Annotated in this window: 23 protein-coding genes and 1 other RNA gene; 3 read left to right on the top strand and 21 right to left on the bottom strand. The window is 70.5% G+C overall.

Going from position 1 to position 26,772, the window contains the following annotated elements:
* Position 1: 1 nt before the first annotated feature.
* The 3 genes from ACZ601_RS09720 to ACZ601_RS09730 form a co-directional block, all read right to left on the bottom strand.
* Complete coding sequence (locus tag ACZ601_RS09720) at positions 2 to 1,306, bottom strand: extracellular solute-binding protein (RefSeq protein WP_469535122.1); 1,305 nt, start codon at positions 1,304 to 1,306, stop codon at positions 2 to 4.
* A gap of 245 nt (positions 1,307 to 1,551) precedes the next feature.
* On the bottom strand, positions 1,552 to 1,845 hold the full coding sequence (locus ACZ601_RS09725) for a DUF3039 domain-containing protein (RefSeq protein ID WP_073723799.1): 294 nt from the start codon (positions 1,843 to 1,845) through the stop codon (positions 1,552 to 1,554).
* A 30-nt stretch (positions 1,846 to 1,875) separates the two neighbouring features.
* A complete protein-coding gene (locus tag ACZ601_RS09730) occupies positions 1,876 to 2,436 on the bottom strand; it encodes a YqgE/AlgH family protein (RefSeq protein WP_073738176.1) in 561 nt (186 codons plus the stop codon).
* A 274-nt stretch (positions 2,437 to 2,710) separates the two neighbouring features.
* Between ACZ601_RS09730 and murA the strand changes: the two genes are divergently transcribed.
* Complete coding sequence (murA, locus tag ACZ601_RS09735; RefSeq protein WP_440575721.1) at positions 2,711 to 4,051, top strand: UDP-N-acetylglucosamine 1-carboxyvinyltransferase; 1,341 nt, start codon at positions 2,711 to 2,713, stop codon at positions 4,049 to 4,051.
* A 140-nt stretch (positions 4,052 to 4,191) separates the two neighbouring features.
* On the opposite strand, the gene ACZ601_RS09740 is transcribed toward murA, so the two are convergent.
* The 5 genes from ACZ601_RS09740 to ACZ601_RS09760 form a co-directional block, all read right to left on the bottom strand.
* Positions 4,192 to 4,473, bottom strand: coding sequence for an HU family DNA-binding protein (locus ACZ601_RS09740; RefSeq protein ID WP_003968811.1), 282 nt, complete (start codon positions 4,471 to 4,473; stop codon positions 4,192 to 4,194).
* Between the two features lie 343 nt (positions 4,474 to 4,816).
* On the bottom strand, positions 4,817 to 6,250 hold the full coding sequence (locus tag ACZ601_RS09745; protein WP_469535129.1) for an NAD-dependent malic enzyme: 1,434 nt from the start codon (positions 6,248 to 6,250) through the stop codon (positions 4,817 to 4,819).
* A 458-nt stretch (positions 6,251 to 6,708) separates the two neighbouring features.
* On the bottom strand, positions 6,709 to 9,099 hold the full coding sequence (locus ACZ601_RS09750) for a HelD family protein (protein ID WP_469535132.1): 2,391 nt from the start codon (positions 9,097 to 9,099) through the stop codon (positions 6,709 to 6,711).
* Between the two features lie 107 nt (positions 9,100 to 9,206).
* Positions 9,207 to 9,815 (bottom strand): CGNR zinc finger domain-containing protein, encoded by a 609-nt coding sequence (locus ACZ601_RS09755; protein ID WP_469535134.1) that lies wholly within the window; start codon positions 9,813 to 9,815, stop codon positions 9,207 to 9,209.
* Positions 9,816 to 9,929: 114 nt separating this feature from the next.
* On the bottom strand, positions 9,930 to 10,514 hold the full coding sequence (locus ACZ601_RS09760; RefSeq protein ID WP_469535136.1) for a GNAT family N-acetyltransferase: 585 nt from the start codon (positions 10,512 to 10,514) through the stop codon (positions 9,930 to 9,932).
* 91 nt (positions 10,515 to 10,605) lie between these two features.
* On the opposite strand from ACZ601_RS09760, the gene ACZ601_RS09765 reads away from it, so the two are divergent.
* Positions 10,606 to 11,175, top strand: a complete 570-nt coding sequence (locus ACZ601_RS09765) for an anthrone oxygenase family protein (RefSeq protein ID WP_469535138.1) — start codon at positions 10,606 to 10,608, stop codon at positions 11,173 to 11,175.
* Here the strand turns inward: ACZ601_RS09765 and ACZ601_RS09770 are convergent.
* The 10 genes from ACZ601_RS09770 to ftsE form a co-directional block, all read right to left on the bottom strand.
* Complete coding sequence (locus ACZ601_RS09770; RefSeq protein WP_469535303.1) at positions 11,124 to 12,266, bottom strand: uroporphyrinogen-III synthase; 1,143 nt, start codon at positions 12,264 to 12,266, stop codon at positions 11,124 to 11,126. The two genes, ACZ601_RS09765 and ACZ601_RS09770, sit on opposite strands and share 52 nt — an antisense overlap.
* Positions 12,267 to 12,395: 129 nt before the next feature.
* Positions 12,396 to 13,727, bottom strand: coding sequence for a nitrate/nitrite transporter (locus ACZ601_RS09775; RefSeq protein ID WP_469535141.1), 1,332 nt, complete (start codon positions 13,725 to 13,727; stop codon positions 12,396 to 12,398).
* 96 nt (positions 13,728 to 13,823) lie between these two features.
* On the bottom strand, positions 13,824 to 15,107 hold the full coding sequence (locus ACZ601_RS09780) for an acyltransferase family protein (RefSeq protein ID WP_469535144.1): 1,284 nt from the start codon (positions 15,105 to 15,107) through the stop codon (positions 13,824 to 13,826).
* A complete protein-coding gene (locus ACZ601_RS09785) occupies positions 15,104 to 17,236 on the bottom strand; it encodes a glycosyltransferase (protein ID WP_469535306.1) in 2,133 nt (710 codons plus the stop codon). Before ACZ601_RS09785 ends, ACZ601_RS09780 begins: the two co-directional genes overlap by 4 nt.
* Before the next feature lie 66 nt (positions 17,237 to 17,302).
* On the bottom strand, positions 17,303 to 17,875 hold the full coding sequence (locus tag ACZ601_RS09790; protein WP_469535147.1) for a hypothetical protein: 573 nt from the start codon (positions 17,873 to 17,875) through the stop codon (positions 17,303 to 17,305).
* Between the two features lie 439 nt (positions 17,876 to 18,314).
* Positions 18,315 to 18,702: a transfer-messenger RNA gene (ssrA, locus tag ACZ601_RS09795) on the bottom strand.
* A gap of 120 nt (positions 18,703 to 18,822) precedes the next feature.
* On the bottom strand, positions 18,823 to 19,311 hold the full coding sequence (gene smpB / locus ACZ601_RS09800; RefSeq protein ID WP_311305408.1) for an SsrA-binding protein SmpB: 489 nt from the start codon (positions 19,309 to 19,311) through the stop codon (positions 18,823 to 18,825).
* Between the two features lie 18 nt (positions 19,312 to 19,329).
* A complete protein-coding gene (locus tag ACZ601_RS09805) occupies positions 19,330 to 20,517 on the bottom strand; it encodes a S41 family peptidase (RefSeq protein WP_469535150.1) in 1,188 nt (395 codons plus the stop codon).
* Between the two features lie 67 nt (positions 20,518 to 20,584).
* On the bottom strand, positions 20,585 to 21,502 hold the full coding sequence (gene ftsX, locus ACZ601_RS09810; protein WP_024489198.1) for a permease-like cell division protein FtsX: 918 nt from the start codon (positions 21,500 to 21,502) through the stop codon (positions 20,585 to 20,587).
* Between the two features lie 23 nt (positions 21,503 to 21,525).
* Positions 21,526 to 22,215, bottom strand: a complete 690-nt coding sequence (gene ftsE / locus ACZ601_RS09815; protein ID WP_390092916.1) for a cell division ATP-binding protein FtsE — start codon at positions 22,213 to 22,215, stop codon at positions 21,526 to 21,528.
* Positions 22,216 to 22,474: 259 nt separating this feature from the next.
* Here ftsE and ACZ601_RS09820 point away from each other — a divergent pair, with 259 nt between their 5' ends.
* Positions 22,475 to 22,678 carry a hypothetical protein gene (locus ACZ601_RS09820; RefSeq protein WP_469535154.1) on the top strand — a complete coding sequence of 68 codons (204 nt, stop codon included), beginning with the start codon at positions 22,475 to 22,477 and terminating at the stop codon, positions 22,676 to 22,678.
* A 433-nt stretch (positions 22,679 to 23,111) separates the two neighbouring features.
* Here the strand turns inward: ACZ601_RS09820 and ACZ601_RS09825 are convergent, their stop codons facing one another.
* The 3 genes from ACZ601_RS09825 to ACZ601_RS09835 form a co-directional block, all read right to left on the bottom strand.
* On the bottom strand, positions 23,112 to 23,681 hold the full coding sequence (locus ACZ601_RS09825) for a hypothetical protein (protein ID WP_469535157.1): 570 nt from the start codon (positions 23,679 to 23,681) through the stop codon (positions 23,112 to 23,114).
* A 495-nt stretch (positions 23,682 to 24,176) separates the two neighbouring features.
* Positions 24,177 to 25,283, bottom strand: a complete 1,107-nt coding sequence (prfB, locus tag ACZ601_RS09830) for a peptide chain release factor 2 (protein ID WP_024489202.1) — start codon at positions 25,281 to 25,283, stop codon at positions 24,177 to 24,179.
* A gap of 92 nt (positions 25,284 to 25,375) precedes the next feature.
* Positions 25,376 to 26,626: a serine/threonine-protein kinase gene (locus ACZ601_RS09835; protein WP_469535160.1), complete on the bottom strand. Its 1,251-nt coding sequence runs from the start codon at positions 26,624 to 26,626 to the stop codon at positions 25,376 to 25,378.
* Positions 26,627 to 26,772 lie beyond the last annotated feature (146 nt).

Consider the following 26,772-nt stretch of genomic DNA (forward strand, 5'->3'; position numbering starts at 1 on the left):
GTCAGCCCGCGGCGGCGAACGCTGCGTCCATCTTCTTCGCCGCGTCGTCCGAGGCGCCGGCCACGTCCTTACGGCCGCTGACGATCTCCTGGAACATCGTCGGCAGGATCAGCGAGGAGTCGATCTGGCCCCAGGCGGCCGAGGCGGGGACGAACTTGGCTCCCGAGCCCAGGGTCTTGACGAACGGTTCGACGAACGGCTGCTTCTTCGCGGCCGCGTCGAGCACGTCCGTGTACGTCGGCAGGAAGCCCATCGCGTCGAACATCTTCGCCTGGGTCTCCTTGCCGGTCAGCGACTTCATCAGGTCGACGGCGAGGGTGCGGTGCGCGCTGCTCTTCAGCACGCCGATGTTGTTGCCGCCCGCGAACGCCGGGGCGACCGAGTCCTCGGCCACACCGGGCAGCGGCACGACCGCGTACTTGCCCTTCACCGTGCCCGCCTCGACGGCCGCGTGGCTGAAGTCGCCGCCGATGGCCATGGCGGCCTTGCCGGAGGCGAAGGTGGTGACGGTCGCGTTGCCGCCCATGCCCGCGCACTTGGCGGCGGGGCAGTTGGCGCCGCCGAAGAGCGAGGTGTAGGCGGCGATGCCCTTGCGTGCCTTCTCGCTGTTGATGGCCGCCTTGTACGAAGTCCCACCGCCCGTCGCCAGTTCGCCGCCGTTGGCCCAGATGAACGGCATCGCGCCGTAGGTGTACGCGCCGCCCACCGCGAGCCCGTAGAGGTCAGGCTTCTTCTTGTGGATCTTCTTGGCGGTGGAGATCAGCTCCGCCTGGGACTTGGGCGCCTCGATCCCCAGGTCCTTGAAGACGTCGGTGCGGTAGTAGAGCGCCCGGACGCCGACGAAGAGCGGGGCCCCGTAGATCTTTCCGTCGACCGTCACGGACTGCTTGGCCGTCGGGTCGGTGTCCTTGGCGTCCGCCCACGCGCCGAACTCGGCGCTGACGTCGGCCAGTCCGCCGTCCTTCACGTAGCCGGCGGTGTCGGTGTTGCCGTACTCGATCAGGTCCGGGGCGCTCTTGGGGTCGTTGAACGCGGCCTTGACGCGCTGGGCGCGGGTGTCGACGGGTATGTACTCGATCTCGACCTTCGCGTCCTCGTGGGCCTTCCGGAAGTCGGCGACCGCGGCGTCGACGACCTTCTCCTTGGGCTTGTTGCCCACCTCCTGGAACAGCCAGACGCGCAGTGTGCCGGTCTTCTCGTCCCCCTTGGCGCCGGTGTCGGAGGTCTGCGGCGCGCAGGCGGTGGCGGTGAGACCCGCCAGCACAAGCGCCGCAGCCGGGGCGGCAATTCGGGCAGAAAGCTTCATCCGGGACCCCTACCGGTAAGCGTTGCAACATGCGCAACGCGCGTTTCGTTCTGCACAACTGGCAGGAGGGTAGGTCTAGACGAAGTCTCCGACAAGTGGTCTCAACCACTCTGTGACCCGGGGAAGCAGCCCGTGCAACGCGCCCGGTGCGACGCTTGCCCGCTCCGGACGACGAAGAACCCCCGGGGCGCGCGGTTGCGTGCCCCGGGGGTTCTCCCGGGCAGGTGGGACTCTGCGGACGCGTCCTACTTCTTGTCCTTGCCGCCCTTGCCCTTGTCCTTGTCGCCGCCGGCGCCCATGGACTCGTAGATCTCCTTGCACATGGGACACACCGGGTACTTCTTGGGGTCGCGCCCCGGTACCCAGACCTTGCCGCACAGCGCTACCACGGGGGTGCCCTCCAGGGCACTCGCCATGATCTTGTCCTTCTGGACGTAATGGGCGTAGCGCTCGTGGTCGCCGTCGCCGTTCGACACCTGTGGCGTCGGCTCCACGAGGGTTCCCGTACCTGCCCCGCGATCGGGCTCAAGAGTGCTCATAACCGCCAAGCGTACTGAAAGCCCGGCGGATCAGTTCAGCGAAGGGTCGTCCGGGTACGTGGCGACCATGGCCAGTTCGCTGCGCTGACGGCGCAGGACGGCCCTCCAGAGGCCCTCCGGGCGCGGGGACGAGACATCCCCCGGCTCCGACTCGACGACGTACCAGGCGCCCTCGGAGAGTTCCGCCTCCAGTTGTCCGGGCCCCCAGCCCGCGTACCCGGCGAAGATCCGCAGCGAGCCGAGGGCCGGGGCCAGCAGCTCGGGCGGCGCCTCCAGGTCCACCAGGCCGATCGCCCCGTGCACCCGGCGCCAGCCGAGGGGGCCCTCCTCCCCGGGGATCACCGCCACCCCCAGCGCCGAGTCGAGGGAGACCGGGCCGCCCTGGAAGACGACACCGGGTTCGCCGGCCAGTCCGGCCCAGGACAGCAGGATGTCGGCGACGCCGACCGGGGTCGGGCGGTTCAGGACAACGCCGAGCGAGCCCTCCTCGTCGTGGTCGAGGAGCAGCACCACCGCGCGGTCGAAATTCGGGTCCGCCAGGGCGGGTGCGGCCACGAGCAGCCGCCCTGTGAGCGAGGACACCTCGGTCATGCCAGAAATGATCCCGCATCTTCGGCGTTCGTGGGGGCCAAGTGGCCCGGCCGTCGCCCCGGGGACCCGAGCGCAGCTCAGGGCGCACGGGTGCACGGGGAGCGCACGACCGGGCACCCATCCGGACGGTGACCCTCCGCGAGATCCAGGACGCGGAGCGTGTTGTGGCGGATTCATGACGTTCGCGTACCCCCCGCTTTCTTACGGAGGAGGGGTGCGCGGCCATTACCCTTTCGATTGGCCCCCTGCCCGACCACTCCGGAACGCGAGATTCATGACCGGCACAGACGATGTCCTGCTTGTCCACGGCGGAACCCCGCTGGAGGGCGAGATCCGCGTCCGAGGCGCCAAGAACCTGGTGCCGAAGGCAATGGTCGCCGCGCTGCTCGGCAGCGGGCCCAGCCGGCTGCGCAACGTGCCCGACATCCGCGATGTGCGGGTGGTCCGCGGGCTGCTGCAGCTGCACGGCGTGACGGTCCGTCCGGGTGACGAACCGGGTGAGCTGATCCTGGACCCCACCCACGTCGAGAGCGCGAACGTCGCCGACATCGACGCCCACGCGGGCTCGTCGCGCATCCCGATCCTCTTCTGCGGCCCGCTGCTGCACCGGCTGGGCCACGCGTTCATCCCTGGGCTCGGCGGCTGCGACATCGGCGGCCGGCCCATCGACTTCCACTTCGACGTGCTGCGCCAGTTCGGCGCGACGATCGAGAAGCGGGCGGACGGCCAGTACCTGGAGGCCCCGCAGCGGCTGCGCGGCACCAAGATCAGGCTGCCGTACCCCTCGGTGGGCTCCACCGAGCAGGTGCTGCTGACCGCGGTGCTGGCCGAGGGCGTCACCGAGCTGTCGAACGCGGCCGTGGAGCCGGAGATCGAGGACCTCATCTGCGTACTGCAGAAGATGGGCGCGATCATCTCCATGGACACCGACCGGACCATCCGGATCACCGGTGTCGACCGTCTCGACGGCTACACGCACCGGGCCATCCCGGACCGCCTGGAGGCCGCCTCCTGGGCGTCCGCGGCGCTGGCGACCGAGGGCAACATCTACGTCCACGGGGCGCAGCAGCGCTCGATGATGACGTTCCTGAACACCTTCCGCCGGGTCGGCGGCGCCTTCGAGATCGACGACGAGGGCATCCGGTTCTGGCATCCGGGCGGCGCGCTGAACGCCATCGCGCTGGAGACGGACGTGCACCCCGGTTTCCAGACCGACTGGCAGCAGCCGCTGGTCGTGGCGCTGACGCAGGCCACGGGCCTGTCGATCGTGCACGAGACGGTGTACGAGTCGCGGCTCGGCTTCACCTCCGCGCTGAACCAGATGGGCGCGCACATCCAGCTCTACCGCGAATGCCTGGGCGGCTCCGACTGCCGCTTCGGCCAGCGCAACTTCCTGCACTCGGCGGTCGTCTCCGGGCCGACGAAGCTGCAGGGCGCCGATCTGGTCATCCCCGACCTGCGCGGCGGTTTCTCGTACCTGATCGCCGCTCTCGCGGCGCAGGGGACGTCCCGGGTGCACGGGATCGACCTGATCAACCGGGGCTACGAGAACTTCATGGACAAGCTGGAGAAGCTCGGCGCGAAGGTGGAGCTGCCGGGCGGTTCACTCGTCTGAGCCGGGTCCCCCGGGGGCGGCGAGCCCCCGGGGAGCGGCTCCGTACCCGTACAGAGGCCCGCAAACGGCTCTCTGCGGCCCGTACGCCGAAGGGCGGCCACCCTGGTCGGGGTGACCGCCCTTCGTCGTGCCAGAAGGTGTTACTTGCCCTTGGCGGCTTCCTTGAGCTTCGAGCCCGCGGAGACCTTCACGCTGTAGCCGGCCGGGATGTTGATCGGGTCGCCGGTCTGCGGGTTACGAGCGGTGCGAGCGGCACGGTGGGTGCGCTCGAAGGTCAGGAAGCCGGGGATGGTGACCTTCTCGTCGCCCTTGGCGACGATCTCACCGACGGTCTCGGCGAGCGCGGCCAGCACGGCGTCGGCGTCCTTGCGAGTCACCTCGGCGCGGTCGGCCAGGGCGGCCACCAGCTCACTGCGGTTCATGTTGTTACTCCCGTGTTCTTCTTGCCTGTGAGGCGTGAGATCGAAGCCGATGCTGCCAGGGCCCTCGGACAGTCCCCGGACTCGGGTCCGTGTAAGAACCCTCGCGCCCCGTGGGGGTCTCCCCCCGGACGAAGTCCTTGGGAAAGCATCCTGCCCCCACCTGCGGCGGGAAAGCCAATCCGGCACCCTCCGGAGTCACACGAAAAGCGCCACTGCCTCGTCGTGGTGACGTTCCGTCGACTCCCCGAAAGCGGTCCGCAGCGATTGCGGGGCTCTGCGGGACGCGTCGCCCGCCCACCCTAAAGGGGCGTTTGGGGCGCCGCGACCCGCGACGCGCCGGACATCAGACGGACGTGGGGCCCGTCACAGTCGCGCCGGCCACCTTGGCGGCGTCCCGGACCGCTCCGGCGACCGCTCCGGCGACCTTGTCGTTGAAGACCGAGGGGATGATGTAGTTCGCGTTCACCTCGTCCTCCGCGACGACATCGGCGAGGGCGCGCGCGGCGGCGAGCATCATCTCCGTGTTGACGGTCCGGGACTGGGCGTCCAGGAGTCCGCGGAAGACGCCGGGGAAGACCAGGACGTTGTTGATCTGGTTGGGGAAGTCGGAGCGGCCGGTGGCCACCACCGCGGCCGTCTCGCGGGCGACCGCGGGGTCGACCTCGGGGTCCGGGTTCGCGAGCGCGAACACGATCGCGCCGTCCGCCATGGCCGCGACGTCGGTCCCGTCCAGCACGTTCGGGGCCGAGACGCCGATGAAGACGTCGGCGCCCACGACGGCCTCCTTGAGGGTGCCGGTGACGGACTCCGGGTTGGTGTTGTCCGCGATCCAGCGCAGCGGCGACTCGGCGTCGGCGGAGACCAGGTCCTCGCGGCCGGCGTGCACCACGCCGTGGATGTCGGCGACGACCGCGTGCTTGACGCCCGCGGCGAGGAGGAGCTTCAGGATGGCCGTACCGGCCGCCCCGGCGCCGGACATGACGACCCGTACGTCCCCGATTGCCTTGCCCACCACGCGCAGCGCGTTGGTCAGCGAGGCCAGTACGACGATGGCGGTGCCGTGCTGGTCGTCGTGGAAGACGGGGATGTCCAGGGCCTCGCGCAGCCGGGCCTCGATCTCGAAGCAGCGCGGTGCGGAGATGTCCTCCAGGTTGATGCCCGCGAATCCGGGGGCGATCGCCTTGACGATCTCGACGATGGCGTCGGTGTCCTGGGTGTCCAGGCAGATCGGCCAGGCGTCGATGCCGGCGAACCGCTTGAAGAGGGCCGCCTTGCCCTCCATCACCGGGAGTGCGGCCTTCGGGCCGATGTTGCCGAGGCCGAGCACCGCGGAGCCGTCCGTCACGACTGCGACGGAGTTGCGCTTGATGGTGAGCCGGCGGGCGTCCTCGGGGTTCTCCGCGATCGCCATGCAGACCCGGGCCACACCGGGGGTGTAGATCATCGAGAGGTCGTCACGGTTGCGGATGGGGTGCTTCGACTGCATCTCGATCTTGCCGCCGAGGTGCATCAGGAACGTACGGTCGGACACCTTGCCGAGGATGACGCCGTCGATGTCGCGCAGGCCTTCGACGATCTCGTCGGCGTGCGAGGTGGAGGAGGCCGCGATCGTGACGTCGATCCGGAGCTTGTCGTGGCCGGAAGCGGTCACGTCGAGGCCGGTGACCGAACCACCGGAGGACTCCACGGCCGTGGTGAGCTGGGAGACCGCTGTGCCGCTCGCGGGCACCTCCAGCCTGACCGTCATCGAGTACGAGACGCTGGGCGCCGTTGCCATGGCCGAGTCCTTCGCTTTCCTTAGCTTCATTGCTACGCGGCCGGGTCGGAAATGTGGAACAGACCCGCACACGCCTTCAGATATTCGCACCTACCGGTGGGTAGCCGGTAATGACTGCCGCACTTCGGAAAGTTGTTTCCACCATACGAGATATGAGGGCTCCAGCGGAACCCCCTGAAGGCGCACCTCGGCGATGGCGGTGGGCCCGTAAGCAGAACCGGTGGGCCCGTAAACAGAAACAGACCCGCGTCACCGGGAGGTGACGCGGGTCTGTCTTCTTCGGTTAAGCGGCACCGGCCCGCCATGCTCGCCTCGCGGCAAGTGGTCGCTCGAAGCGACTAAGGTTGGGCCCGGGGGCTTGGATCGAACCGATGCCGACTCCAGGCTAACAAACACCCCGGAGAAGTGATTCCCTCGGCGCGGGTTGACTCCGAGGAGGCTCCCGCGCCGAGCGGGCGTCAGTCCCTCAGCAGGTCCGGCACCCCGTCCTCGTCGGGCAGGTCCCGCTCCCCCGAGACGACCGTGAGCTGCTGCGTCGCCCGCGTCAGCGCGACGTACAGCACCCGCAGCCCCGCCGGGGACTCGTCCGCGATCTCCGCGGGCGAGACGACCACCGTGGCGTCGTACTCAAGGCCCTTCGCCTCCAGGCTGCCGAGCGCGACCACCCGCTCGCCCAGCTCCGCGAGCCACTTACGGGCCTGCGCCCGCCGGTTCATCGCGACGACGACACCGACGGTGCCGTCCACCTCGGCCAGCAGCCGCCGCGCCTCCTCACGCACGGTCCCGGCCAGATCGCCGTCCCGTACGGTCTCGAAGCGCGGCCGCACGCCCGTGGAGCGGACGGCGGCCGGTGACTCCATGCCGGGCATCGCGAGCGCGAGGACCTTGGCGGCCAGCTCGGCGATCTCGGCCGGGTTGCGGTAGTTGACGGTCAGCGTGAAGTTCCGGCGCGGGCGGTTGCCGAGCGCCTCGTCGCGCGCCGCGGCCGCCTCGTCCGGGTCGGACCAGGAGGACTGCGCCGGGTCCCCGACGATCGTCCAGGTGGCGTGCCGGCCCCGGCGGCCGACCATCCGCCACTGCATGGGCGTGAGGTCCTGCGCCTCGTCGACGATGACGTGCGCGTACTCCGTGCGCTCCGCCGCGAGCCGCTCGGCCCGCTCCCACTGGGTCTCCTCCCGCTGCGGCATCAGCTCCTCCAGACCGGTGAGGTGGTCCAGCGGGTCGGACTCCCGTTTGCGCTTGGGCCGGTTCGGGGTGCCGATCAGGTGCTGCAACTCGTCCAGCATCGCCACGTCGTGGACGGACAGCGGCCCCTGACCCGCGCTGTCGAGACGCTTCAGGGAGCGCGCGAGCCGGCGCACCTCGCCCTGGTTGAGGGTCCGCCGTGCCCAGCGGGCGAGCCGCTTCTCGTCGGACATCGCGGCGAGCACCCCGCGCGGGGTGAGCTCGGGCCACCAGGCGTTCAGGAACGCGATGAACGGCGCCTCGGTGGAGACGTCCTCGTCGAACGAGGAGCGCAGTTCGACGGCCAGCTCCGGATCGGTGTAGCGGCCCCGGCCGGACGACCTGCTCCACAGCGCGTCCAGCAGCAGTTTGCGGGCGCGCGGGCGCAGCAGGTTGACCGGTGCGGTTCCGCTGAGGACGTTGTTCCGGATGCGCCGGAGCTCGTCCTCGTTGAGCTCGACCCGGGCGCCGAAGGCCACCACCCGGAGCCGGGTGGGCGTGACGGCCTCCCGAGGGGTCTCCTGGGCGGCCTCCTCCTCGCCGAACGCCAGCTGGCCGTCGTCCCCGGCGGCCGGCCGGGTCATGGGCTGTTCCAGCGCCCCGCGGGCCGCCTTGCGCAGCACGTGCAGGATGCGGGAGGAGCCCTTGATCCGGGCGACGGCCGGTTCGTCGTAGGTGGTGGCGCCTTCGATGCCCGCCGCCTCGTCCGACAGCGAGCCGACCGCGCGGATCGCGACCTGGCCCTCCTCGCCGAGCGAGGGCAGCACCCCCTCGGTGTACGCGACCAGCAGCGGCGTCGGCGAGACGACGAGGATGCCGCCCGCGTACCGCCGCCGGTCCTGGTAGAGCAGGTAGGCGGCCCGGTGCAGGGCGACCGCGGTCTTGCCGGTGCCGGGGCCGCCGGAGACCTCGGTGACCGAGGCGGCGGGCGCCCGGATCACCATGTCCTGCTCGGCCTGGATGGAGGAGACGATGTCCCGCATGGTGTGGCTGCGGGCCTGCCCGAGCGCCGCCATCAGCGCCCCGTCCCCCACCACGGGGAGCTTCTCGCCCGCCAGGTACCCGGTCAGCTCGGGGCGCATCAGGTCGTCCTCCACGCCGAGGACCCGGCGGCCCTTGGAGCGGATGACGCGGCGGCGGACCACCCGGCCCGGTTCCTTCGGCGTGGACCGGTAGAAGGGCGCGGCGGCCGGCGCCCGCCAGTCGATGACCAGTGGCGCGTAGTCGGAGTCGAGGACCCCGATCCGGCCGATGTGCAGCGTCTCCGCGATGTCTGCGGTGCTGTCCTCCCGTACTGCGTCGTCGGCCGGCTCCACGGAGGTGAACGCGCCGTCGGGGCCGCGCTCGCCGTCCTTGCCGAGCAGCAGGTCGATCCTCCCGAAGAGGAAGTCCTCGAACTCGCTGTTCAGCCGGTTGAGGTGGATTCCGGCGCGGAACACCTGGGCGTCGCGTTCGGCGAGTGCTCCCGGTGTCCCGACCTGGCCGCGTTTGACGGCATCACTCATGAGAAATTCCGCCTCGTGGATCTTCTCCTCAAGGCGGTGGTACACACGGTCGAGATGTTCCTGCTCGACACCGATTTCCCGGTCCCGCAACGAATCGACAGCGGCATCCTGCGCGGCCACCGAGACCCCCTTCTGACGTGCATTGGGCAGCCGTCAACCCTATGCGACGCGGGGCCCGTCGCGCACCTGCCACGAGCATGTGATCTCACCGGTAGCCCCGCGCGGAGTCACGGCGCCGGGGACCGCCCGGCCGGGTCCGCGTTGCGCCGCCGGTGCCGGGCGACCCGTTCGCGGTTCCCGCACACCTCGCTGGAGCACCAGCGCCGGCGCCTGCCGCGCGAGGTGTCCAGGTAGATCCGGCGGCAGCTGTCGCCCTCGCAGCGGCGCAGGCGGCCCAGCGCCACCGGGTCGGTGAGCAGCTCCACCGCGTCGCGGGCCACGGTGGCGAGCAGGGCCCGGCAGTCGGGTTCGGTGCTGAGCCCGCGCACCAGGGCGCCGCTCCCGGTGCGCACGGCGCGCACTCCGGGCGGCGCCCCGGCGGCGAGCGCGTTGACGCGCTCCAGGGCGCCCTCGGCCCCGCGGCCGCCGAGCTGTGCGGTGAGCAGCCGGTCGACGGCGGTCCTCAGCTGGCGGAAGAGCAGCAGCCAGTGGTGGTCCACGGCGGTGAGCCGGGTGCCCTGCGGTACGGCCCCGGAGGCCATCAGCCAGTGGGCGAGCCGCTCGGGCCGGTCCAGCGGGTCCGGGGCGCCGGCGCGGCCGGCCCCGGTCGCCACCAGGTCCAGGCAGAGCCGTCCGGCATCGAACCGCCAGTCGCACGATCCCTTGCGCTTTGCCATGCGCATGTCACCGCCTTGGTCCGGCCCGACGTCCCCACCAGAGTGCCCGTCCGGCACCCATGCCGTAACCCCTGCCGCCGCGCGGACACCGTACGGGCCGTGCGGGGCGGGCGCTCAGGCTCCGGGCGCGGCCGGTGCCCCGGTGACCGGGCCGTCGTGCAGGATGCGCTGGAAGAGCCGGTGATCGCGCCAGTCGCCGTCGATGTGCATATAGCGCGGGACCGTCGCGAACTGCTCGAAGCCGCACTTGGCGAGCACCCGCTGCGAGGCCACGTTGTGCAGCAGCGTTCCCGCCTGGACCCGGTGCAGCCGCAGCTCGTCCCGCGCCAGTTCACAGATGAGCCGCACCGCGCTGGTGGCCAGGCCCCGGCCCGCGCACTCGACGTCCACCCAGTAGCCGAGCGTGGCACTGCGGAACGGCCCGAGCACGATGCCGTCGAGGTTGAATCCGCCGACCGCCCGGTCCTCCTCGTCGGCCAGCACCCAGGGCATCGCGCGCCCCGCCTCGCGGTCGGCCAGGATTCCGGCCAGCCGCTCGCGCTGCCCCTGCTCGGTGTAGAAGGCGTCGGGCCGCCGGGGTTCCCACGGGCTCATGTACGTACGGCTGCGGGTCAGCGCCGCGGCGAGGGAGGCGGCGTCGGACGCGGCGGCGGGACGGAGCCGTATCCCGGGGTCGAGCCGGTGGGTGTCATTGATCATCCCAGCACGGTAACCCGGGCCTGGACGCCCGCGTAGGGAGCTGCGCGCCTGAGCGATGGAGCGGGAGCGGCCGCGCGAATTGACTGGAGCCATGACAACCAGCCAGGCCCACCGGCCGCACCGCGCCCTGCGCCACCTCGTCCTCGGCGGCGCCGCCGTCACCACAGGACTCACCGCGGGCACGTTCTACGTCTTCTCCTGCGCGGTCATGCCCGCGCTCGGCCGCAGCGACGACCGGACCTTCATCGAGGTCATGCAGAACATCAACGACGTCATAGAGAATCCGGTGTTCTTCGCCGCGTTCTTCGGCGCGCTGGTCCTCACCGCGGTGGCCGCCTGGCAGCAGCGCCGCTCCCCCGGACCGCGCGGCTGGCTCTTCGCCGCGTTCGCGGTGTACGCCGTCGCCTTCCTGCTCACCTCCGGCGTCAGCGTCCCGCTCAACGACGAGCTCGCGCGGGCCGGCAGCCCGGCGCGCATCGCAGACCCGGCCGACGTGCGGGACCGGTTCGAGGACGCGTGGGTCGCCTGGAACGCCGTACGGGCACTCCTGTGCACCGCGGCACTGGCCCTCCTGCTGCGGGCCTCGCACCTGACGGCCCGCCACCTCCTTCAGGAGTCCGCGTACTTGGTGTCGGCGACCGGGTCCAGGGCCAGCCGGTAGCCCCGCTTGACGACCGTCTGGACGATCCTGGGCACCCCGAGCGCGGTGCGCAGCCGGGCCATCGCCGTCTCCACCGCGTGCTCGTCCGTGCCGCTGCCGGGCAGCGCGCGCAGCAGCTCCGCGCGGGCCACCACCCAGCCCGGCCTGCGGGCCAGGGTGTGCAGCAGGGCCATCCCGGCGGGCGGCACCGGGCGCAGCTCGTCGTCGACCAGGACGGCGTGGCCCCGGATCTCGACCCGGTGCCCTGCGATGGGCAACGTCCTCGCCCGGGACGGCAGTTCACGGCAGAGGGCCTGGACGAGCGGGCCGAGCCGGAAGCGCTCCGGCTGGACGGTGTCGAGCCCGTGGGCCTGCAACGGCAGGGCGGTGACCGGTCCGACGCAGGCCGGTACGACGTCGTCCCGCAGCGCGCCCAGGAGTTCGGGAAGCATGCCGCGCTCCTGCGCCCGGCGCAGCAGCGAGGCCGCGGCGGGGGCGCTGGTGAAGGTGAGCGCGTCCAGGCCGCGGGTGGTGGTGAGGTCGAGGAGCCGGTCGAGCGGGGTGATGTCCTCGGGCGGCATCCAGCGGTAGACGGGGACGCCGATGACCTCCGCGCCCGCCGCCCGCAGCGACTCGACGAAGCCGGGGAGCGGTTCGCCGTGCAGCTGCAGGGCGATGCGGCGGCCCTCGACGCCCTCCGCGAGCATCCGTTCCAGCACTTCGGCCATGGACTCGGAGGCCGGTGACCACGCCTCGGTCAGCCCGGCGGCCCGGACCGCGCCCTTGACCTTGGGGCCGCGCGCCAGCAGCTCGACACCGCGCAGCCGGTCCAGCAGTTGGTCCCCGATCCCCCAGCCGTCGGCCGCCTCGATCCAGCCCCGGAAGCCGATCGCGGTGGTGGCGATGACCACGTCGGGGACGCTGGCGATGAGCTCCTGGGTGGCGGCGAGGAGTTCGCTGTCGTCGGCGAGCGGCACGATCCGCAGGGCGGGGGCGTGCACCACGGTGGCGCCGCGCCGCCGCAGCAGCGTGGCGAGTTCCTCCGCCCGGCGCGCGGCGGTGACGCCGACCGTGAAGCCCGCGAGGGGCCCGTGCTGTTCGTCGTCGTGCATATGGTCTACCCGGCTCTCGTCCCGCTGCTGCTCGATGGTGCGGAGGACCGAGACTGTCAACGCCGCGTGACAGGCTCGGTTCACCCGTATTTCCCGCCCGTTACGTCACCCGACACCTCAGGGCCATCATCACACCTCGGCGTAGCTGAGCTGCGGCTTCGCCGGCACCGGAGCCGTGCGGCGAAGGTATACCGCCCAGGTGAGTACGGAACACACCCCGTAGAAGGCCAGGAAGGACCAGAAGGCGGCCGTCCCGGTGCCCGCGTTCTGGAAGGACTGCCGGAAGGCCAGGTTGATGCCGAGCCCGCCGAGCGCGCCGACCGCGCCGATGAGCCCCATGGCCGCTCCGGACAGCCGCCGCCCGTGCGCCGCGGCGGCCTCACCGTGCAGTCCGCGCGCGATCGCCTTGGCGTGGAAGATGCCCGGGATCATCTTGTACGTCGATCCGTTGCCGAGGCCGCTCAGTACGAAGAGCGCGGTGAAGCCGGTCAGGAAGACGGTGAGCGATTCGATGCCGGAGGCGTACACGACGACTCCGGTCGCCGCCGCCATCGCGAGGAAGTTCCCCATGGTGATGCGGGCGCCGCCGTACCGGTCGGCCAGCCGGCCGCCGACCGGCCGGATCAGGGAACCCAGCAGCGGGCCGATGAAGGTGAGCGAGGCGGCCTCCAGCGGGGTGCGGCCGAACTGGGTCTGGAGCACCAGGCCGAAGGCGAAGCTGTAACCGATGAAGGAGCCGAAGGTGCCGATGTAGAGCACCGCCATGATCCAGGTGTGCGGGTCGCGGACGGCGTCCCCGGCGGCCCCGGAGTCGTTCCGCACGGGTGCCAGATTGTCCATGAAGTACGCGGCGCAGAGCGCAGCGACGACGATCAGCGGAATGTACGCGCCGAGCACGATCCGAGGATGCGTGGCGCCCGCCGTCCCGATCACCAGCAGCCCGGCGAGCTGCACGACGGGCACCCCCACGTTGCCGCCGCCCGCGTTGAGCCCGAGCGCCCAGCCCTTCTCGCGCAGCGGGAAGAAGGCGTTGATGTTCGTCATGGAGGAGGCGAAGTTGCCGCCGCCGATGCCGGTCAGCGCGGCCACCACCAGGAACGTGGTGTACGAGGTCCCCGGCTCCATCACCACGAAGGCGGCGACGGTCGGCACCAGCAGGGTGAACGCGCTGAACACGGTCCAGTTCCGGCCGCCGAACCGGGCCACCGCGAAGGTGTACGGCACCCGCACGACCGCGCCCACCAGGGTCGCGGTCGAGATCAGGAAGAACTTCCCGGCCGGGTCCACCCCGTACTCCGGTCCCATGAACAGGACCATCACCGACCACAGGGTCCAGATCGAGAAGCCGATGTGCTCGGAGAGGACGGAGAACCACAGATTCCGGCGGGCGATCCGCTCGCCCTTCTCCCGCCAGAACGTCTCGTCCTCCGGTTCCCACTGCTCGATCCAACGGCCAGCCATCACGCGCCTCCACAGGGGGTCGGGGTGTTGTTCCCGAACGTAGGGAGCGCGCGTTTCGGCGTGGTGCCGTGAGGTGACCGGTGCGCAACCTTGCTCTCACCGGGGCGCGGGCGCCCCGGTGAGGGAGGTCCGCTTCGGCTCGCCGTTGGGCCAGAGCCGGGGCCGCCGCTTCGCCGCCACGTCCTCGACCCAGCCGACCGCGACAATCATCACCCCTGTCAGCGGCCAGATCAGGATCAGCATCAGCACGTTGTAGGAGGCGTCGATATACGTGCCGAGGTGGTCACCGACCCACGGGACGTTCCACAGCTGGTCGATGATCGGCATCGTCGCCATGAACAGCAGGTTGTGCCAGAGGTAGATCGTCACGGCCCGGTTGTTGGCCAGGGTGATCGGACTGTCCCAGCCGGCCAGCCGGCCGGGCAGTTGCTTCCACGAGGGCGCGTACTGGAGCAGGATCGCGCAGAAGCCGAGTGACCAGGTGGCCTGGGCGAGCGGGATCTCGTCGAGGTTCCAGCCCTCCTCCGTGAGGTGTCCGGACGCCCACCAGAGACCGAAGGCCATGATGACGGCGGCCGAGGAGACCGAGAGGTAGCGCGGGACCTTCTTCAGCAGCCCGTCGTTGTGGGCGAAGCCCAGGATCCAGCAGGCGCCGAACGTACCGAAGTCGACGAGCGCCTCGCCGGTCGCCCCCTCCACGGTCACCAGGCCGGTGCCGATGACGGCGGTCAGGCCGACCGGCGCGAGCATCGTCGCCCAGGGCAGCCTGCGGAACGCCTTCAGGAGCAGCGGTGAGGCCAGCACGAACCACAGGTAGGCGCGGATGTACCAGAGCGGGCCCGCCGCCTGCTCGGCCCACGACTGCTCCAGGAACCCGCTCTCGGAGCCACTCTCCCAGGGGAACGGCGGCGAGCCGACCGGCAGGATGTAGCAGCCGAGCTTCAGGAACCACCAGATGCCCTCGTCCCGCACCGGTTTGAGGCCCATCACGAACATCATCGGTACGACGAGTGCGGCGAACGCCCACATCGGCGGCAGCAGCCTGCGCAGCCGGCCGCGCAGGACGCTCCAGGCCGGCCGGGCCAGCGACCGGGCCATCAGGGAACCGGCCAGCGCGAACATCACGCCCATGGACGGGAAGAGGATGGTCAGCCAGGCCCAGCCGAAGAGGTGGAAGACGACGACGCGCACGAGCGCGACGGCCCGGAGCAGGTCGAGGTAGCGGTCCCGGCCACCCGCCTTCGCCGGGGGCGGGTGCTCGTCCTGGCCGGGGACGGCGGGCGGGTACGGCGACTGTGCCGGGAGCTGCGGGAACGGCACCGTGTGGAGCTCCCCGGGCGGCTGCTGCGGGTACGCGGAGGGGTAGCTGGGGTGGGTCATGCGACGGGCCTCCGGTCATTGCTGCTGCTGCCGCGCCGCTGGCCGGTCATCGCTCCGGGCGCCTCCACGACACCGGTCCGGCGCAGCTTCTGCCAGCGCAGCCGGCCGCCGGTGAGAGCGGTGATCCAGGACTGGAGCAGCACTACGTACATGAGCTGCCGGTAGAGGATCTGCTGGAGGGGCAGCGAGATCAGATGCGTCATGCGTTCCCGGTCGAGCCGGAAGGCGTAGGCGGCACAGACCGCCTGTACCGCGAGGACGCCGAGCCAGGCGACGATCGTCTTCTGGGTGGGCCCGAACACGATTCCGTACAGCAGGAAGACGTCGATGAGGGGGGCGAGCAGCGGGGCGACGACCATGAACAGGGCGACGAACGGCATCCCGACGCGTCCGAAGCGGCCGGACGGGCCGCGCTCGATCACCGCGCGGCGGTGCTTCCAGATGGCCTGCATCGTGCCGTACGACCACCGGTAGCGCTGCGACCAGAGCTGCTGCACGGACTCCGGCGCCTCGGTCCAGGCGCGGGCGTTCTCCGCGTACACGACGCGCCAGCCGTCCCGGTGCAGGGCCATCGTGACGTCGGTGTCCTCGGCGAGGGTGTCCTCGCTCATGCCGCCGATCCGGTCCAGCGCGTCCCGGCGGAACGCGCCGACCGCGCCGGGGATGGTGGGCATGCAGCGCAGCAGGTCGTACATCCTGCGGTCGAGGTTGAAGCCCATCACGTACTCGATGTGCTGCCAGGCCCCGATCATCGAGTCCCGGTTGCCGACCTTGGCGTTGCCCGCGACGGCCCCGACCCTCGGGTCCGCGAAGGGCTGTACGAGCTCGCGGACGGTGGACGGCTCGAAGACGGTGTCCCCGTCCATCATCACGATGATGTCGTGGCGGGCGTGCGCGATGCCGTTGTTGAGGGCCGCGGGCTTGCCCGCGTTGCGCTGGCGCACCACCCGCACGTCTCGCAGCCACATCGCCTCGACGATGTCCGCGGTGCCGTCCGTGGAACCGTCGTCGATCACGATGACTTCGACCGGATAGTCACTTGCCACCAGGGAGCGCACCGTGTTGGCGATGCACTCGCGTTCGTTGTACGCGGGCACCAGGACGGTCACCGGGCGGATCACCGGTTCGCCCCAGCTGAAGCCCCTTCTGCGGACCCGGCGCGCGTGCGCGAAGGAGAGCAGCAGCATCAGCCCGAAGCGGGAGATGACCAGCACCCCGATGACAGCGAGACCGGCCACCATCACATCGGTGATGTGGTCCGAGACGCCGACGGCGTAGACGAACGCCTTGCCCTGCCACAGTGCGAGACCCGTGACGGGGGTGTGCGCGCTGGGGGCGCCGAGGGCGTCGGTGAGGTTGGTGAACTCGTAGCCCTTGTCCTGCATCCCGGGCAGGAAGCGGTCGAGCGCGGCCACGGTCTGGGAGCGGTTGCCGCCCGAGTCGTGCATCAGGACGATGGCGCCCTTGCCGTGCTTCGGGGTGGCGTTCTCGATGATGGTGCGGACGCCGGGGCGCTTCCAGTCCTCGCTGTCGGTGTTGTTCACGACGGTGAGGTAGCCGAGGCCGCCGATGTACTGGGTGACCGGCCAGGACTTGTCGTCCATGGCGTCGGCGAACGATGAGTACGGCGGCCGGAAGAGCGAGCTGCGGATTCCGGCCGCGCCCGCCAGCACCAGTTGGTTCTGCGAGAGCTCCCAGTCGATGCGGGTGTGCGACTGGTAGGAGAGGTCGGGATGGTTGAAGGTGTGCAGCCCGACCTCGTGCCCCTCGTCGACCATGCGCTTCACCAGCGCGGGGTAGCGCGAGGCCATGGTGCCGGTGACGAAGAAGACGGCGTGCGCGTGGTGCTCCTTGAGCTTGTCGAGCACGCGCGGGGTCCACTCCGGGTCCGGGCCGTCGTCGAAGGTCAGCACGATGCGGTGATCGGGGATGCGCAGGGACTTGGCCGGTTCGCTGGCGCTGCGCGCGTCGATGACGGGTCCGCCTTCGAGGACCTGCTCGGGCACCGTGTCGGTCGCCGCCGGTGGCTGGATCCGGTGGTCGGCAAGGATTTCGCTGTGCACGTAGCCGCGCAGCATCAGCATGGCGAGCAGGGCGACCAGGAGCAGGAACGGCAGCAGGTAGCGCATGGGGAGCCGGCGCCGCCGGGTCTGCTTCTCGCGGTTGTGCCTGCCCCGTGTGACGGGGGTGGTCATTTAGTTGGCGCCTTCTTGCTCTTCCACAGGAGGGTCGGCGGACTCGGCGGGGGGCGGTGTCGTGGTGGTGTCCGACGGCTCCGTCTCCGGCTCCGCGGGCGGCGTCCCGGTGCCGGCGGCGGGCGGCGCGGATGCCGTGGTGCCGGCGGACGACGCGGTGCCGCCACCGATGGTGGTCTCCGAGCGGTCCCCGGCCGGTACGACGGCGGCGGGTGCGGAGGAGCCGGTGCCGGGGGCCGGGGAGCCGGCCGAGGCGGAGCTGCCCGGCCGTACGGGGGCGCTGCTTCCGGCCACTGGTGCGGACGGCGAGGAGCCGGCCGTCGTGCCGGGCGTCGCGGAGACGTCCGCGCTCGCGTCCGGCGCGGTCGGCACCTGGGCCTCGTCGGCGTTCCGGTGCTTCTCCTGGCCGGAGAGCGGCAGGAAAGGGGCGCTGGAGTTGCCGCCGAGGACGGTGCCGACGAGCGTCACCGCGAAGCAGACGCAGACCGCCGCGATCACCCAGCCGAACCGCCGAAACGTTTTGCTCCGGCGTCCGCTCTCGTCGACGAATACGGGGCCGTCGGAGCCTTCCAAAGCGCCGGGTTCCGGCAGCAGTTCGGAGAGCTGACGTCCCAGACCGTCAAGTTGGATGGTGACTTCGTTCGACTCATGTGTGTGCCCCGCACGGGCACCTTCACGCCAAGTTTCCACTGCTGTACGCACTTCCCCCACTCAGGATCGGGTGCGCGCAACTGACCGGTTACATGCCGCCGGACCGGGCCCCCACCCTGTCCACGCGCCCCCTGTCACGGTTCACCCGGGCGATGAACGTAGCCCAGCCCGAGGGGACCGTGACCCCACTCTCCGGTGTCGTTCACCAGGAGGGGTGTACCTGATGCACGCCTGCCTTGCGTACGCCAGAACACGCGCCCCCGCGCGCCCCCTCATGCGGGTCATGGCCTACGGGCCTCTTGGCAGACAAAAAACGAGGACCCCGTTGCCGGTGGCAACGGGGTCCTCGTTCACATGGGAATTGTGGAGATGGCGGGAATCGAACCCGCGTCCAACGGTGCGGAATCAGGGCTTCTCCGAGTGCAGTTCGCTGCGCTTTTCTCGGCCCCGGAGGTCACGCGAACAAGCCTCCGACAGGCCCAGTCACTGTTTGATTTCCTTCAGGGCCCCGTGACCGGGCCTAGAAGTTTAGATCCCTTAATGATGCCAGGATCCGGGTCGGGATCACCCCCGGGCTGACACTCCGCAGAGTCTTCGCTTAGCTGCTAATTAGGCAGCGAGGGCGAAGGCGGAGGAATCGCGCTTGGAATTGGCGATTATTGGTTGCGACATATGGTTAACGAGATCATTGCCGCTTCCTCGACTCGCTTCCCCTGCTTCGACATCCGCTGTCGAAACCGATCATCCCCATGTTGATTTTTCAAAGGTGGTACACACCCCGTGGGGTGCAGTGCCATCGTACGTGACCAACGTGCGCCGATGCCAGCGTATTCCCGGCGACCGGCCGCCGGCCGCCGTGACCGGCCCGGTCAGGCGGCCCGCTGGCGGCGGCGCGCCGCCGAGATCGCCCGGTTCGTCTCCCTGGTGTCCTGCTTCTCGCGCAGCGTCTGCCGCTTGTCGTACTCCTTCTTGCCCTTCGCCAGCGCGATCTCGACCTTGACCCGGCCGCTGCGGAAGTACAGGGCGAGCGGCACGATCGTGTGCCCGGTCTCCTGCGCCTTCGACTCCAGCTTGTCGATCTCGGCCCGGTGCATCAGCAGCTTGCGCTTGCGCTTGGCGGAGTGGTTGGTCCAGGTGCCCTGGACGTACTCGGGGACGTGGATGTTGTGCAGCCACGCCTCGCCGCCGTCGATCTGCACGAAGCCGTCCACCAGGGAGGCCCGGCCCATGCGCAGCGATTTGACCTCGGTTCCCATGAGCACGAGGCCGCACTCGTAGGTGTCGAGGATGGTGTAGTCGTGGCGCGCCTTCTTGTTCTGCGCGATGATCTTGCGCTCTGGGTCCTTTTCCTTAGCCATAGTGCGGCCATTTTCGCACTAAGACCCACCCCCGAGGCCACTCAATACCGTCTCGGCTCTCTGCTGGGCCCCCGAGCTCACCGCGAGGTCCGGTGTGATGCCACGGTCGTCGACGCTGCGGCCCGCCGGGGTGCGGTAGTGGCCCACGGTCAGCTCGGCCACCGCACCGCCCGCGAGCTTGCTCGGCATCTGGACGGAGCCCTTGCCGAAGGTGCGCGAGCCGACCGTGACCGCGCGCCCCCGGTCCTGCAGCGCGCCGGTCAGCAGCTCGGCCGCGCTCATCGTGCCGCCGTCGATGAGGACGACGACGGGGCGCTCGGTGTCGCCCCCCGCGTCCGCGTACAGGGCGCGCTGCTCCCCGTGCACGTCGTAGGTGGCGACCAGGCCGCCGTCCAGGAAGGCGGAGGCGGCGGTGACGGCCTCCGTGACCAGCCCGCCGGAGTTGCCGCGCAGGTCCAGCAGCACCCCGGCGCCCGCGGGTGCCTCCCGGACGGCGTCACGGACCTGGGTACCGGAGCCCTTGGTGAACGCGCCGACCTCGATCAGTACGGCCGCGCCCGCATCGGGCCGCTCCGGCCCGAGCCGCCGTACGGTGACCGCCTCCGTGGTGAGCCGGGCCCGGCGCAGCGTCTCGGTCCGGCTGACGGAACCCCGCTGCACCCCCAGCACCACGGCGCTCCCTTCGGCCGCGCCCTCGCGGTCACCGCGCAGCAGGGCCACCACGTCGGAGACCGGGCGCCGGTCGACCCGGCTGCCGTCGACCGTGCGGATCAGGTCGCCCGCGCGGACACCGGCCCGGTCCGCGGGGCTGCCCGGCTGGACCCGGGCGACCGCGACCAGCCCGTCGGCGGAGCGTCTGGCGGCGATCCCGACGCCCGTGTACGAGCCGTCGAGAGCCCGCTCGAACTCCTGGTACTCCCGCTCGTCGTAGACCGCGCCCCAGCGGTCCCCGCTGCGGCTGACGACCCCTTCGGCCGCCTCCGTACCGGACTTGCCGTCCGCCACCGCGTCGGCCGCGGCATCGGCCACCGCGTCGCGGTCCGCGACGGAGGCGACGGACCGGGTCTCCGCGTCCCGGGTCCGCCCGTCGCCTCGGGGCAGCGAACCGGTGGCGGCGCCGGTGGCGAGCACACTCGCGAAAACCAATGTCAGGGCGGCCCCGCGGCAGAGGCCGCGGGGCCCTGCGCGGTGCACGGGGCCGGACATGCCGCCTAGCCTAGGACAAGGCTCCGGGGCGCACGGGCTGTTGGCCGCGCGCCCCGGGAGGCGATCGTCATACCTTGAGGTACTTGCGCAGCGCGAAGAGTGCGGCAACCGCGGGCATCAGCAGGCCGATCGCCAGTACCAGCGGAAGCTTGGTGAGCACCGCGTCCCAGCCGATGAAGTCGATCAGGTTCAGCTTGTCCTGGAGCGCGAGCCCGCCGTCGATCAGGAAGTAACGCCCGGCCAGCAGCATGACGCAGGCCAGCACGCCGCCGATCAGGCCGGCGAACGCGGCCTCCATGATGAACGGCATCTGGATGTAGAAGCCGGAGGCCCCGACGAGCCGCATGATGCCCGTCTCCCGCCGTCGGCTGAACGCGGACACCCGGACGGTGTTCACGATCAGCATCAGCGCGATGACCAGCATCAGCGCCATCACGAACAGCGCGGCGACGTTCATGCCGTTCATCAGCCCGAAGAGGTTGTCCAGGATGCTTCTCTGGTCCTGGACGGACTGCACCCCGTTGCGTCCGGCGAACGCGGTGGCGACGACCTTGTACTTCGTCGGGTCGTGCAGCTTGACGCGGAAGGACTCCGGCATCTGGTCCGGCGTGATGTTGCCGGCCATCGGGGAGTCGCCGAACTCCTCCTGGTAGTGCTTGTACGCCTCGTCGGACGACTCGTAGGTCACCGTCTCGACGACGTCCATCTTCTTGAGATCGCCCTCGATCTCCTTCTTCTGCTGCGCGGTGACAGCACCCTTGGCGCACTGGACCACCGTCTCCGCGTCACCCTTGCCGCAGAGGTAGATGGAGACGTTGACCTTGTCGTACCAGTAGTCCTTCATCGTGCTGACCTGCTCGCGCATGAGCAGCGCGCCACCGAACAGGGCAAGCGAGAGGGCGACGGAGACGACGACGGCGAAGGTCATCGTGAGGTTGCGACGGAGGCCGACGCCGATCTCCGACAGGACGAACTGGGCGCGCATGGCGTCCTTTCAGTGCTGGGTGCTCAGTGCTGGTAGCCGTAGACGCCGCGCGCCTGGTCGCGTACGAGACGGCCCTGCTCAAGCTCGATGACGCGTTTGCGCATCTGGTCGACGATGTTCTGGTCGTGGGTCGCCATGATCACGGTGGTGCCGGTCCGGTTGATCCGGTCCAGCAGCTTCATGATGCCGACGGAGGTCTGCGGGTCGAGGTTGCCGGTCGGCTCGTCCGCGATCAGCATCATGGGCCGGTTCACGAAGGCCCGCGCGATCGCCACGCGCTGCTGCTCACCACCGGAGAGCTCACCGGGCATCCGCTCCTCCTTCCCGCCGAGACCGACGAGATCGAGGACCTGCGGGACCGCCTTGCGGATCTCGCCGCGCGGTTTACCGATCACTTCCTGGGCGAACGCCACGTTCTCCGCGACGGTCTTGTTGGGAAGGAGCCGGAAGTCCTGGAAGACGGTGCCCAGCTGGCGCCGCATGTGCGGCACCTTCCAGTTGGACATGCGCGCGAGGTCCTTGCCCAGGACGTGGACCATGCCCTGGCTGGCGCGCTCCTCACGGAGGATGAGTCGCATGAAGGTGGACTTGCCGGAGCCGGAGGAGCCCACCAGGAAGACGAACTCGCCCTTCTCGATATCGAGAGACACATCCCGTAGAGCGGGACGGCTCTGCTTGGGGTAGGTCTTGGAGACGTTGTCGAATCGGATCACGGATGCACCACGGTCGGCCGGGAGTAGGTGAGCGTGACCATACGCGAACCGGACTGACGCGTGCAGGCGCGCGTACCGGGATGGGTGATTTATGCCGGAACGCAGGCGAACGCGAACCGGGAGCTTTCGTTACCTGTCCGGCGGGCCGCGCCGAAATCCTCGCGAGCTGGCACAGTGGCAGGGGGAACGGTCGCGTTTCCGTGAGCGTTGTGCGGAGAGACGGCTTGTGCGGCTCCGCCGCGCGGGAGGAGGAAAGCGCATGACCTATGACCGATTGGTGTGCGCGAACTGTGCGGCGCCCGTGGCCGAGGGCCGCTGCCCCGTCTGCCGGGCAAGCCGGGCGCGGCTTGAGCAGCAGGGACAGGGCCAGGGCCCCTTCGGCGGGATGAACCCCATGATGCTGATCGCCCTGCTGGCGGTGCTGCTGTGCGCGCTGGCGCTGCTCGCGCACCAGGCGGCGTGACCGAGAGCGACCACCTCGTCAGCTGAGCTCCCCCGTCCCGGTCGAGCCGGAACGGGCGGCCGGGAGGCCCTCTGCGACCCGTTGACGCACGGCAGGGCGGCCGGTGGTCCGATTCCGTGGACACCCGCGCCGAAGGGGCCCTCAGGGGCACGGAAGGGCCGTAGACGCACTGGGACCCGGACCGCAGAGGCGGTCCGGGTCCCAGTCGTCTTACAAGTACCGCTCGTGGGCCGTCAGGCGGCCGTGCGGCCGTTCACCAGGCGCGGGAGGATCCGGAAGCCGATGCCTCCGGCAATCATCGTCGCGGCACCGACGAGCAGGAACGTGGTCTCGGCCGCACCGGTCTCGGCGAGCTCGTCCTTGCCCTTGCCCTGCTCGGCCGGCTGGTTGCCGACCGAGTCGGTGTCGGTGTTGTCGGCGCACTCGGCACCGTTCAGGTCGACGGTGCAGTCACTGCCGCTGCCGCCGTCGGTGCCGGAGCCCGAGCCGCCGGTGGTGTCGCCGCCACCGGCCGCGACACCGCCGCCCGAGGCGTTGCCGCCACCGTTGGAGTCGCCACCGCCGACAGCCGCGTCGCCACCACCAGCGGCAGCGTCACCGCCACCAGCCGCGTCGTCACCACCAGCAGCAGCGTCACCGCCACCAGCGGCATCGTCACCACCAGCAGCAGCGTCACCGCCACCAGCGGCATCGTCACCACCAGCAGCAGCATCGCCACCACCAGCCGCGTCGTCACCACCAGCAGCAGCGTCACCGCCACCAGCGGCATCGTCACCACCTGCGGCAGCATCGCCACCACCAGCCGCGTCGTCACCACCAGCAGCAGCGTCACCGCCACCAGCGGCATCGTCACCACCTGCGGCAGCATCGCCGCCACCAGCCGCGTCGTCACCACCGGCGGCGGCGTCACCGCCACCGGCCACGTCGGCGCCACCCGCGACATCCGCGCCACCCGCGACATCGGCGCCACCGGCCGCGTCGCCACCACCAGCGGCAGCGTCACCGCCGCCCGCGTCTTCCTGGCCGTCGACACCGATGTGCACACCGATCCCGACGGCCTGCGCCGCACCTGCGGCGGTGAGCGAGGCGCCTGCGGCGATGACCGCACCCGCGGCTATCCGCGCGACGCGTACTCGCGTCTTCTTCGTCATGTGCTGCTACCCCCAGTAGCTGTTCTCGTCAATGGAGCAGCCATATGCGGGGCCACGGCCCTGCGGGGTTTGCTCCGAACGCCGGCCGACGTTGTGCCGCGGCCATACCGCCCGCCCCCGATCACACCCGTCCCAGACATACGCATGCTGCTCCAGCAGCCTGTCCAGAGTTAAGGACTACGTCAAGGCCGATCCATGCAATGTGCGGCGTTTTGGAGCCAATTGACCTTCATTCGGCATCAGGACTGTGACGCACTCGCCACGCCGTCCCCCCAACTGCCGGGCCGGAACGCGAAGGAGCCCGGACGGCGGTCGCCGTCCGGGCTCAACTGCTTCACAGGCGCTGGCTACTTCTCGTTCTGCTTGCGCCAGCGGATGCCGGCCTCGACGAAACCGTCGATCTCGCCGTTGAAGACCGCCTCGGGGTTGCCCATCTCGAACTCCGTACGCAGGTCCTTGACCATCTGGTACGGGTGCAGGACGTACGAGCGCATCTGGTTGCCCCAGGAGTTGCCGCCATCGCCCTTGAGGGCGTTCATCTTCGCCTGCTCCTCCTGGCGGCGGCGCTCAAGGAGCTTCGCCTGGAGGACGTTCATCGCGGACGCCTTGTTCTGGATCTGCGAGCGCTCGTTCTGGCAGGAGACGACGATGCCGGTCGGCAGGTGGGTCAGCCGGACGGCGGAGTCCGTGGTGTTGACGCCCTGGCCGCCGGGGCCGGAGGAGCGGTACACGTCGATGCGGAGCTCGGACTCGTCGATCTCGACGTGGTCCGTCTGCTCGACGACCGGCAGCACCTCGACGCCCGCGAAGGACGTCTGGCGGCGGCCCTGGTTGTCGAAGGGCGAGATCCGGACGAGCCGGTGGGTGCCCTGCTCGACGGAGAGCGTGCCGTAGGCGTACGGCACCTCCACCGCGAAGGTGGTCGACTTGATGCCGGCCTCTTCGGCGTACGCCGTCTCGTAGACCTCGGTCTTGTAGTTGTGCCGCTCGGCCCAGCGCAGGTACATGCGCTGGAGCTTCTCCGCGAAGTCCGCCGCGTCGACGCCGCCGGCCTCGGCCCGGATGGTGACCAGGGCCTCGCGCGCGTCGTACTCGCCGGACAGGAGGGTACGGACCTCCATCTCGTCGAGCGCCTTCTTCACGGAGGTCAGCTCGGACTCGGCCTCCGCGAGCGCGTCGGCGTCGCCCTCGTCCTCGGCGAGCTCGAAGAGCACTTCGAGATCGTCGATGCGGCCGCGCAGGGCCTCCGTCTTTCGGACCTCGGCCTGCATGTGCGAAAGCTTGCTGGTGATCTTCTGCGCCGCCTCCGGGTCATCCCACAGGGACGGAGCGGCAGCCTGCTCCTCAAGGACGGCGATGTCACCCCTCAGCGCATCCAGGTCCAGGACGGCCTCGATCGACCCCATGGTCGAGGAGAGGGACTTCAGCTCTTCGGAAATATCGACGACTGCCACGGGTCCAGCGTAACGGCTGTCGGCGCGGACGTTCCTCGGGCCGCGTGATCGCGGCTCGCCGCCCCTTCTTTCTCAGGGGGTGCCGGGGGCTCTCAGGGGGTGCCGGGGGCGGAGCTGCCGGTGTCCTGGGGGGTCGCGCCCGCGTCGTCACCGCTCATCGCCAGCCAGCCGCCGACCCCGAGTCCGGCGACGAGTATCAGTGCCGCCGCGCCCAGGGTGAGACGGCGCTTGCGGATGGCCGCCGACTTGTTGCGGGCCGAGCCGGGCCGGGGCCGGCCGGGGGCGCGCGGGGCGCGGGCGGTGCCCCGGGGACCGCCGGACAGCTCGTCGGGGGCGGGGACGCGCATGCTCGTGTGGGTGTCCCGGTTGGAGTCGGGGGACGAGCCGGGGACCAGCGGCACCGCGCCCCGGCGGCGGGGCTCCTCGGCCGCCGGGGTGTACTGCTGCTCGTCGTAGCCCTGCCCGTGCGGCTGGGGCTCCGGTTCCTCGTCCGGCTCGTCCACGTCCAGCGGCGGGATGCCGGCGAGCTGCGGGAGCTGTTCGCGCAGCCGGGCCGCCAGCTCGGAGGCGCGCAGCCGGGAGGCGGGTGCCTTGGCCAGGCACTGGACCAGCAGCTGCCAGAGCTCGTCGGGGATGCCGGGGAGCGGGACGACGGTCTCGGTGACATGGCGGCGCAGTACGGCGCCGGGGTGGCCGCCGCCGAAGGGCGTGAAGCCCGCGAGGAGCTCGTACAGCACCGTCGCGAGGGCGTAGATGTCGACGGCGGCGCGCGGCGGGAGGCCCTCGACGATCTCGGGGGCCAGGTAGTCGGGCGTCCCGATGATCTTGGTGGCCTTGGTGCGGCGCGGGGTGTCGATCAGCTTGGCCACGCCGAAGTCGGTGAGCAGCGCGGGGTGGGAGTTGCCGGGTCCGAGCGGGCCCTCCATGTCGAGCAGGATGTTCTCCGGCTTGACATCGCGGTGGACCACCCCGGCGGCGTGCGCGGCGGCGAGGCCGTCCGCGACGTCCGCGACGATCGCGACGGCGGCCTCCGGGGCCAGCCTGCGCTCGCGGTCGAGCCGGGTGCGCAGATCCGTGCCGCGCACCAGGTCCATGACCAGCGCCAGGTCGTTGCCGTCCACCACGAGGTCGCGGACGGCGACGATGTGCGGATGGTCGAGGCCCAGCAGGGCGGTGCGCTCCTGGACAAACCGGCCGACGAGTTCCTGGTCGGACGCGAGGTCCTCGCGGAGCAGTTTGATGGCGACGGGCCCCTCGGGGCCGTCGCCGAGCCACACCGTGCCGGCGCTGCCGCGCCCCAGGATCTGGTGGGCGGTGTACCGGCTGCCGATATTCCGTGCCAAGACTGCTCCCTCAGCGGCTGGCGATTGGGCCCTCGCGCAACAACCCCCGGTCGACAAAGTTACGCGGCGATCGGGGGGTCGCGTGCCCTGGATGGCGCCAACCTTCACTTCTGCGTACGAATTGCCAGGGAATTGGTTCGCAGAAG

The sequence above is a fragment of the Streptomyces sp. NPDC104307 genome, from assembly GCF_055584045.1.

Bases quoted from the DNA above. Each gene is read 5' to 3' on its own strand.
- ACZ601_RS09730 (WP_073738176.1), bottom strand. From the start codon at position 2,436: ATGACCGAGGTGTCCTCGCTCACAGGGCGGCTGCTCGTGGCCGCACCC.
- ACZ601_RS09755 (WP_469535134.1), bottom strand. From the start codon at position 9,815: ATGGCAAAGCGCAAGGGATCGTGCGACTGGCGGTTCGATGCCGGACGG.
- ACZ601_RS09725 (WP_073723799.1), bottom strand. From the start codon at position 1,845: ATGAGCACTCTTGAGCCCGATCGCGGGGCAGGTACGGGAACCCTCGTG.
- ACZ601_RS09760 (WP_469535136.1), bottom strand. From the start codon at position 10,514: ATGATCAATGACACCCACCGGCTCGACCCCGGGATACGGCTCCGTCCC.
- smpB (WP_311305408.1), bottom strand. From the start codon at position 19,311: ATGGCTAAGGAAAAGGACCCAGAGCGCAAGATCATCGCGCAGAACAAG.
- ftsX (WP_024489198.1), bottom strand. From the start codon at position 21,502: ATGCGCGCCCAGTTCGTCCTGTCGGAGATCGGCGTCGGCCTCCGTCGC.
- ACZ601_RS09820 (WP_469535154.1), top strand. From the start codon at position 22,475: ATGACCTATGACCGATTGGTGTGCGCGAACTGTGCGGCGCCCGTGGCC.
- murA (WP_440575721.1), top strand. From the start codon at position 2,711: ATGACCGGCACAGACGATGTCCTGCTTGTCCACGGCGGAACCCCGCTG.
- ACZ601_RS09770 (WP_469535303.1), bottom strand. From the start codon at position 12,266: ATGCACGACGACGAACAGCACGGGCCCCTCGCGGGCTTCACGGTCGGC.
- ACZ601_RS09780 (WP_469535144.1), bottom strand. From the start codon at position 15,107: ATGACCCACCCCAGCTACCCCTCCGCGTACCCGCAGCAGCCGCCCGGG.
- ACZ601_RS09745 (WP_469535129.1), bottom strand. From the start codon at position 6,250: ATGGCAACGGCGCCCAGCGTCTCGTACTCGATGACGGTCAGGCTGGAG.
- ACZ601_RS09720 (WP_469535122.1), bottom strand. From the start codon at position 1,306: ATGAAGCTTTCTGCCCGAATTGCCGCCCCGGCTGCGGCGCTTGTGCTG.
- ACZ601_RS09765 (WP_469535138.1), top strand. From the start codon at position 10,606: ATGACAACCAGCCAGGCCCACCGGCCGCACCGCGCCCTGCGCCACCTC.
- ACZ601_RS09775 (WP_469535141.1), bottom strand. From the start codon at position 13,727: ATGGCTGGCCGTTGGATCGAGCAGTGGGAACCGGAGGACGAGACGTTC.
- ACZ601_RS09805 (WP_469535150.1), bottom strand. From the start codon at position 20,517: ATGTCCGGCCCCGTGCACCGCGCAGGGCCCCGCGGCCTCTGCCGCGGG.
- ACZ601_RS09785 (WP_469535306.1), bottom strand. From the start codon at position 17,236: ATGCGCTACCTGCTGCCGTTCCTGCTCCTGGTCGCCCTGCTCGCCATG.
- ACZ601_RS09740 (WP_003968811.1), bottom strand. From the start codon at position 4,473: ATGAACCGCAGTGAGCTGGTGGCCGCCCTGGCCGACCGCGCCGAGGTG.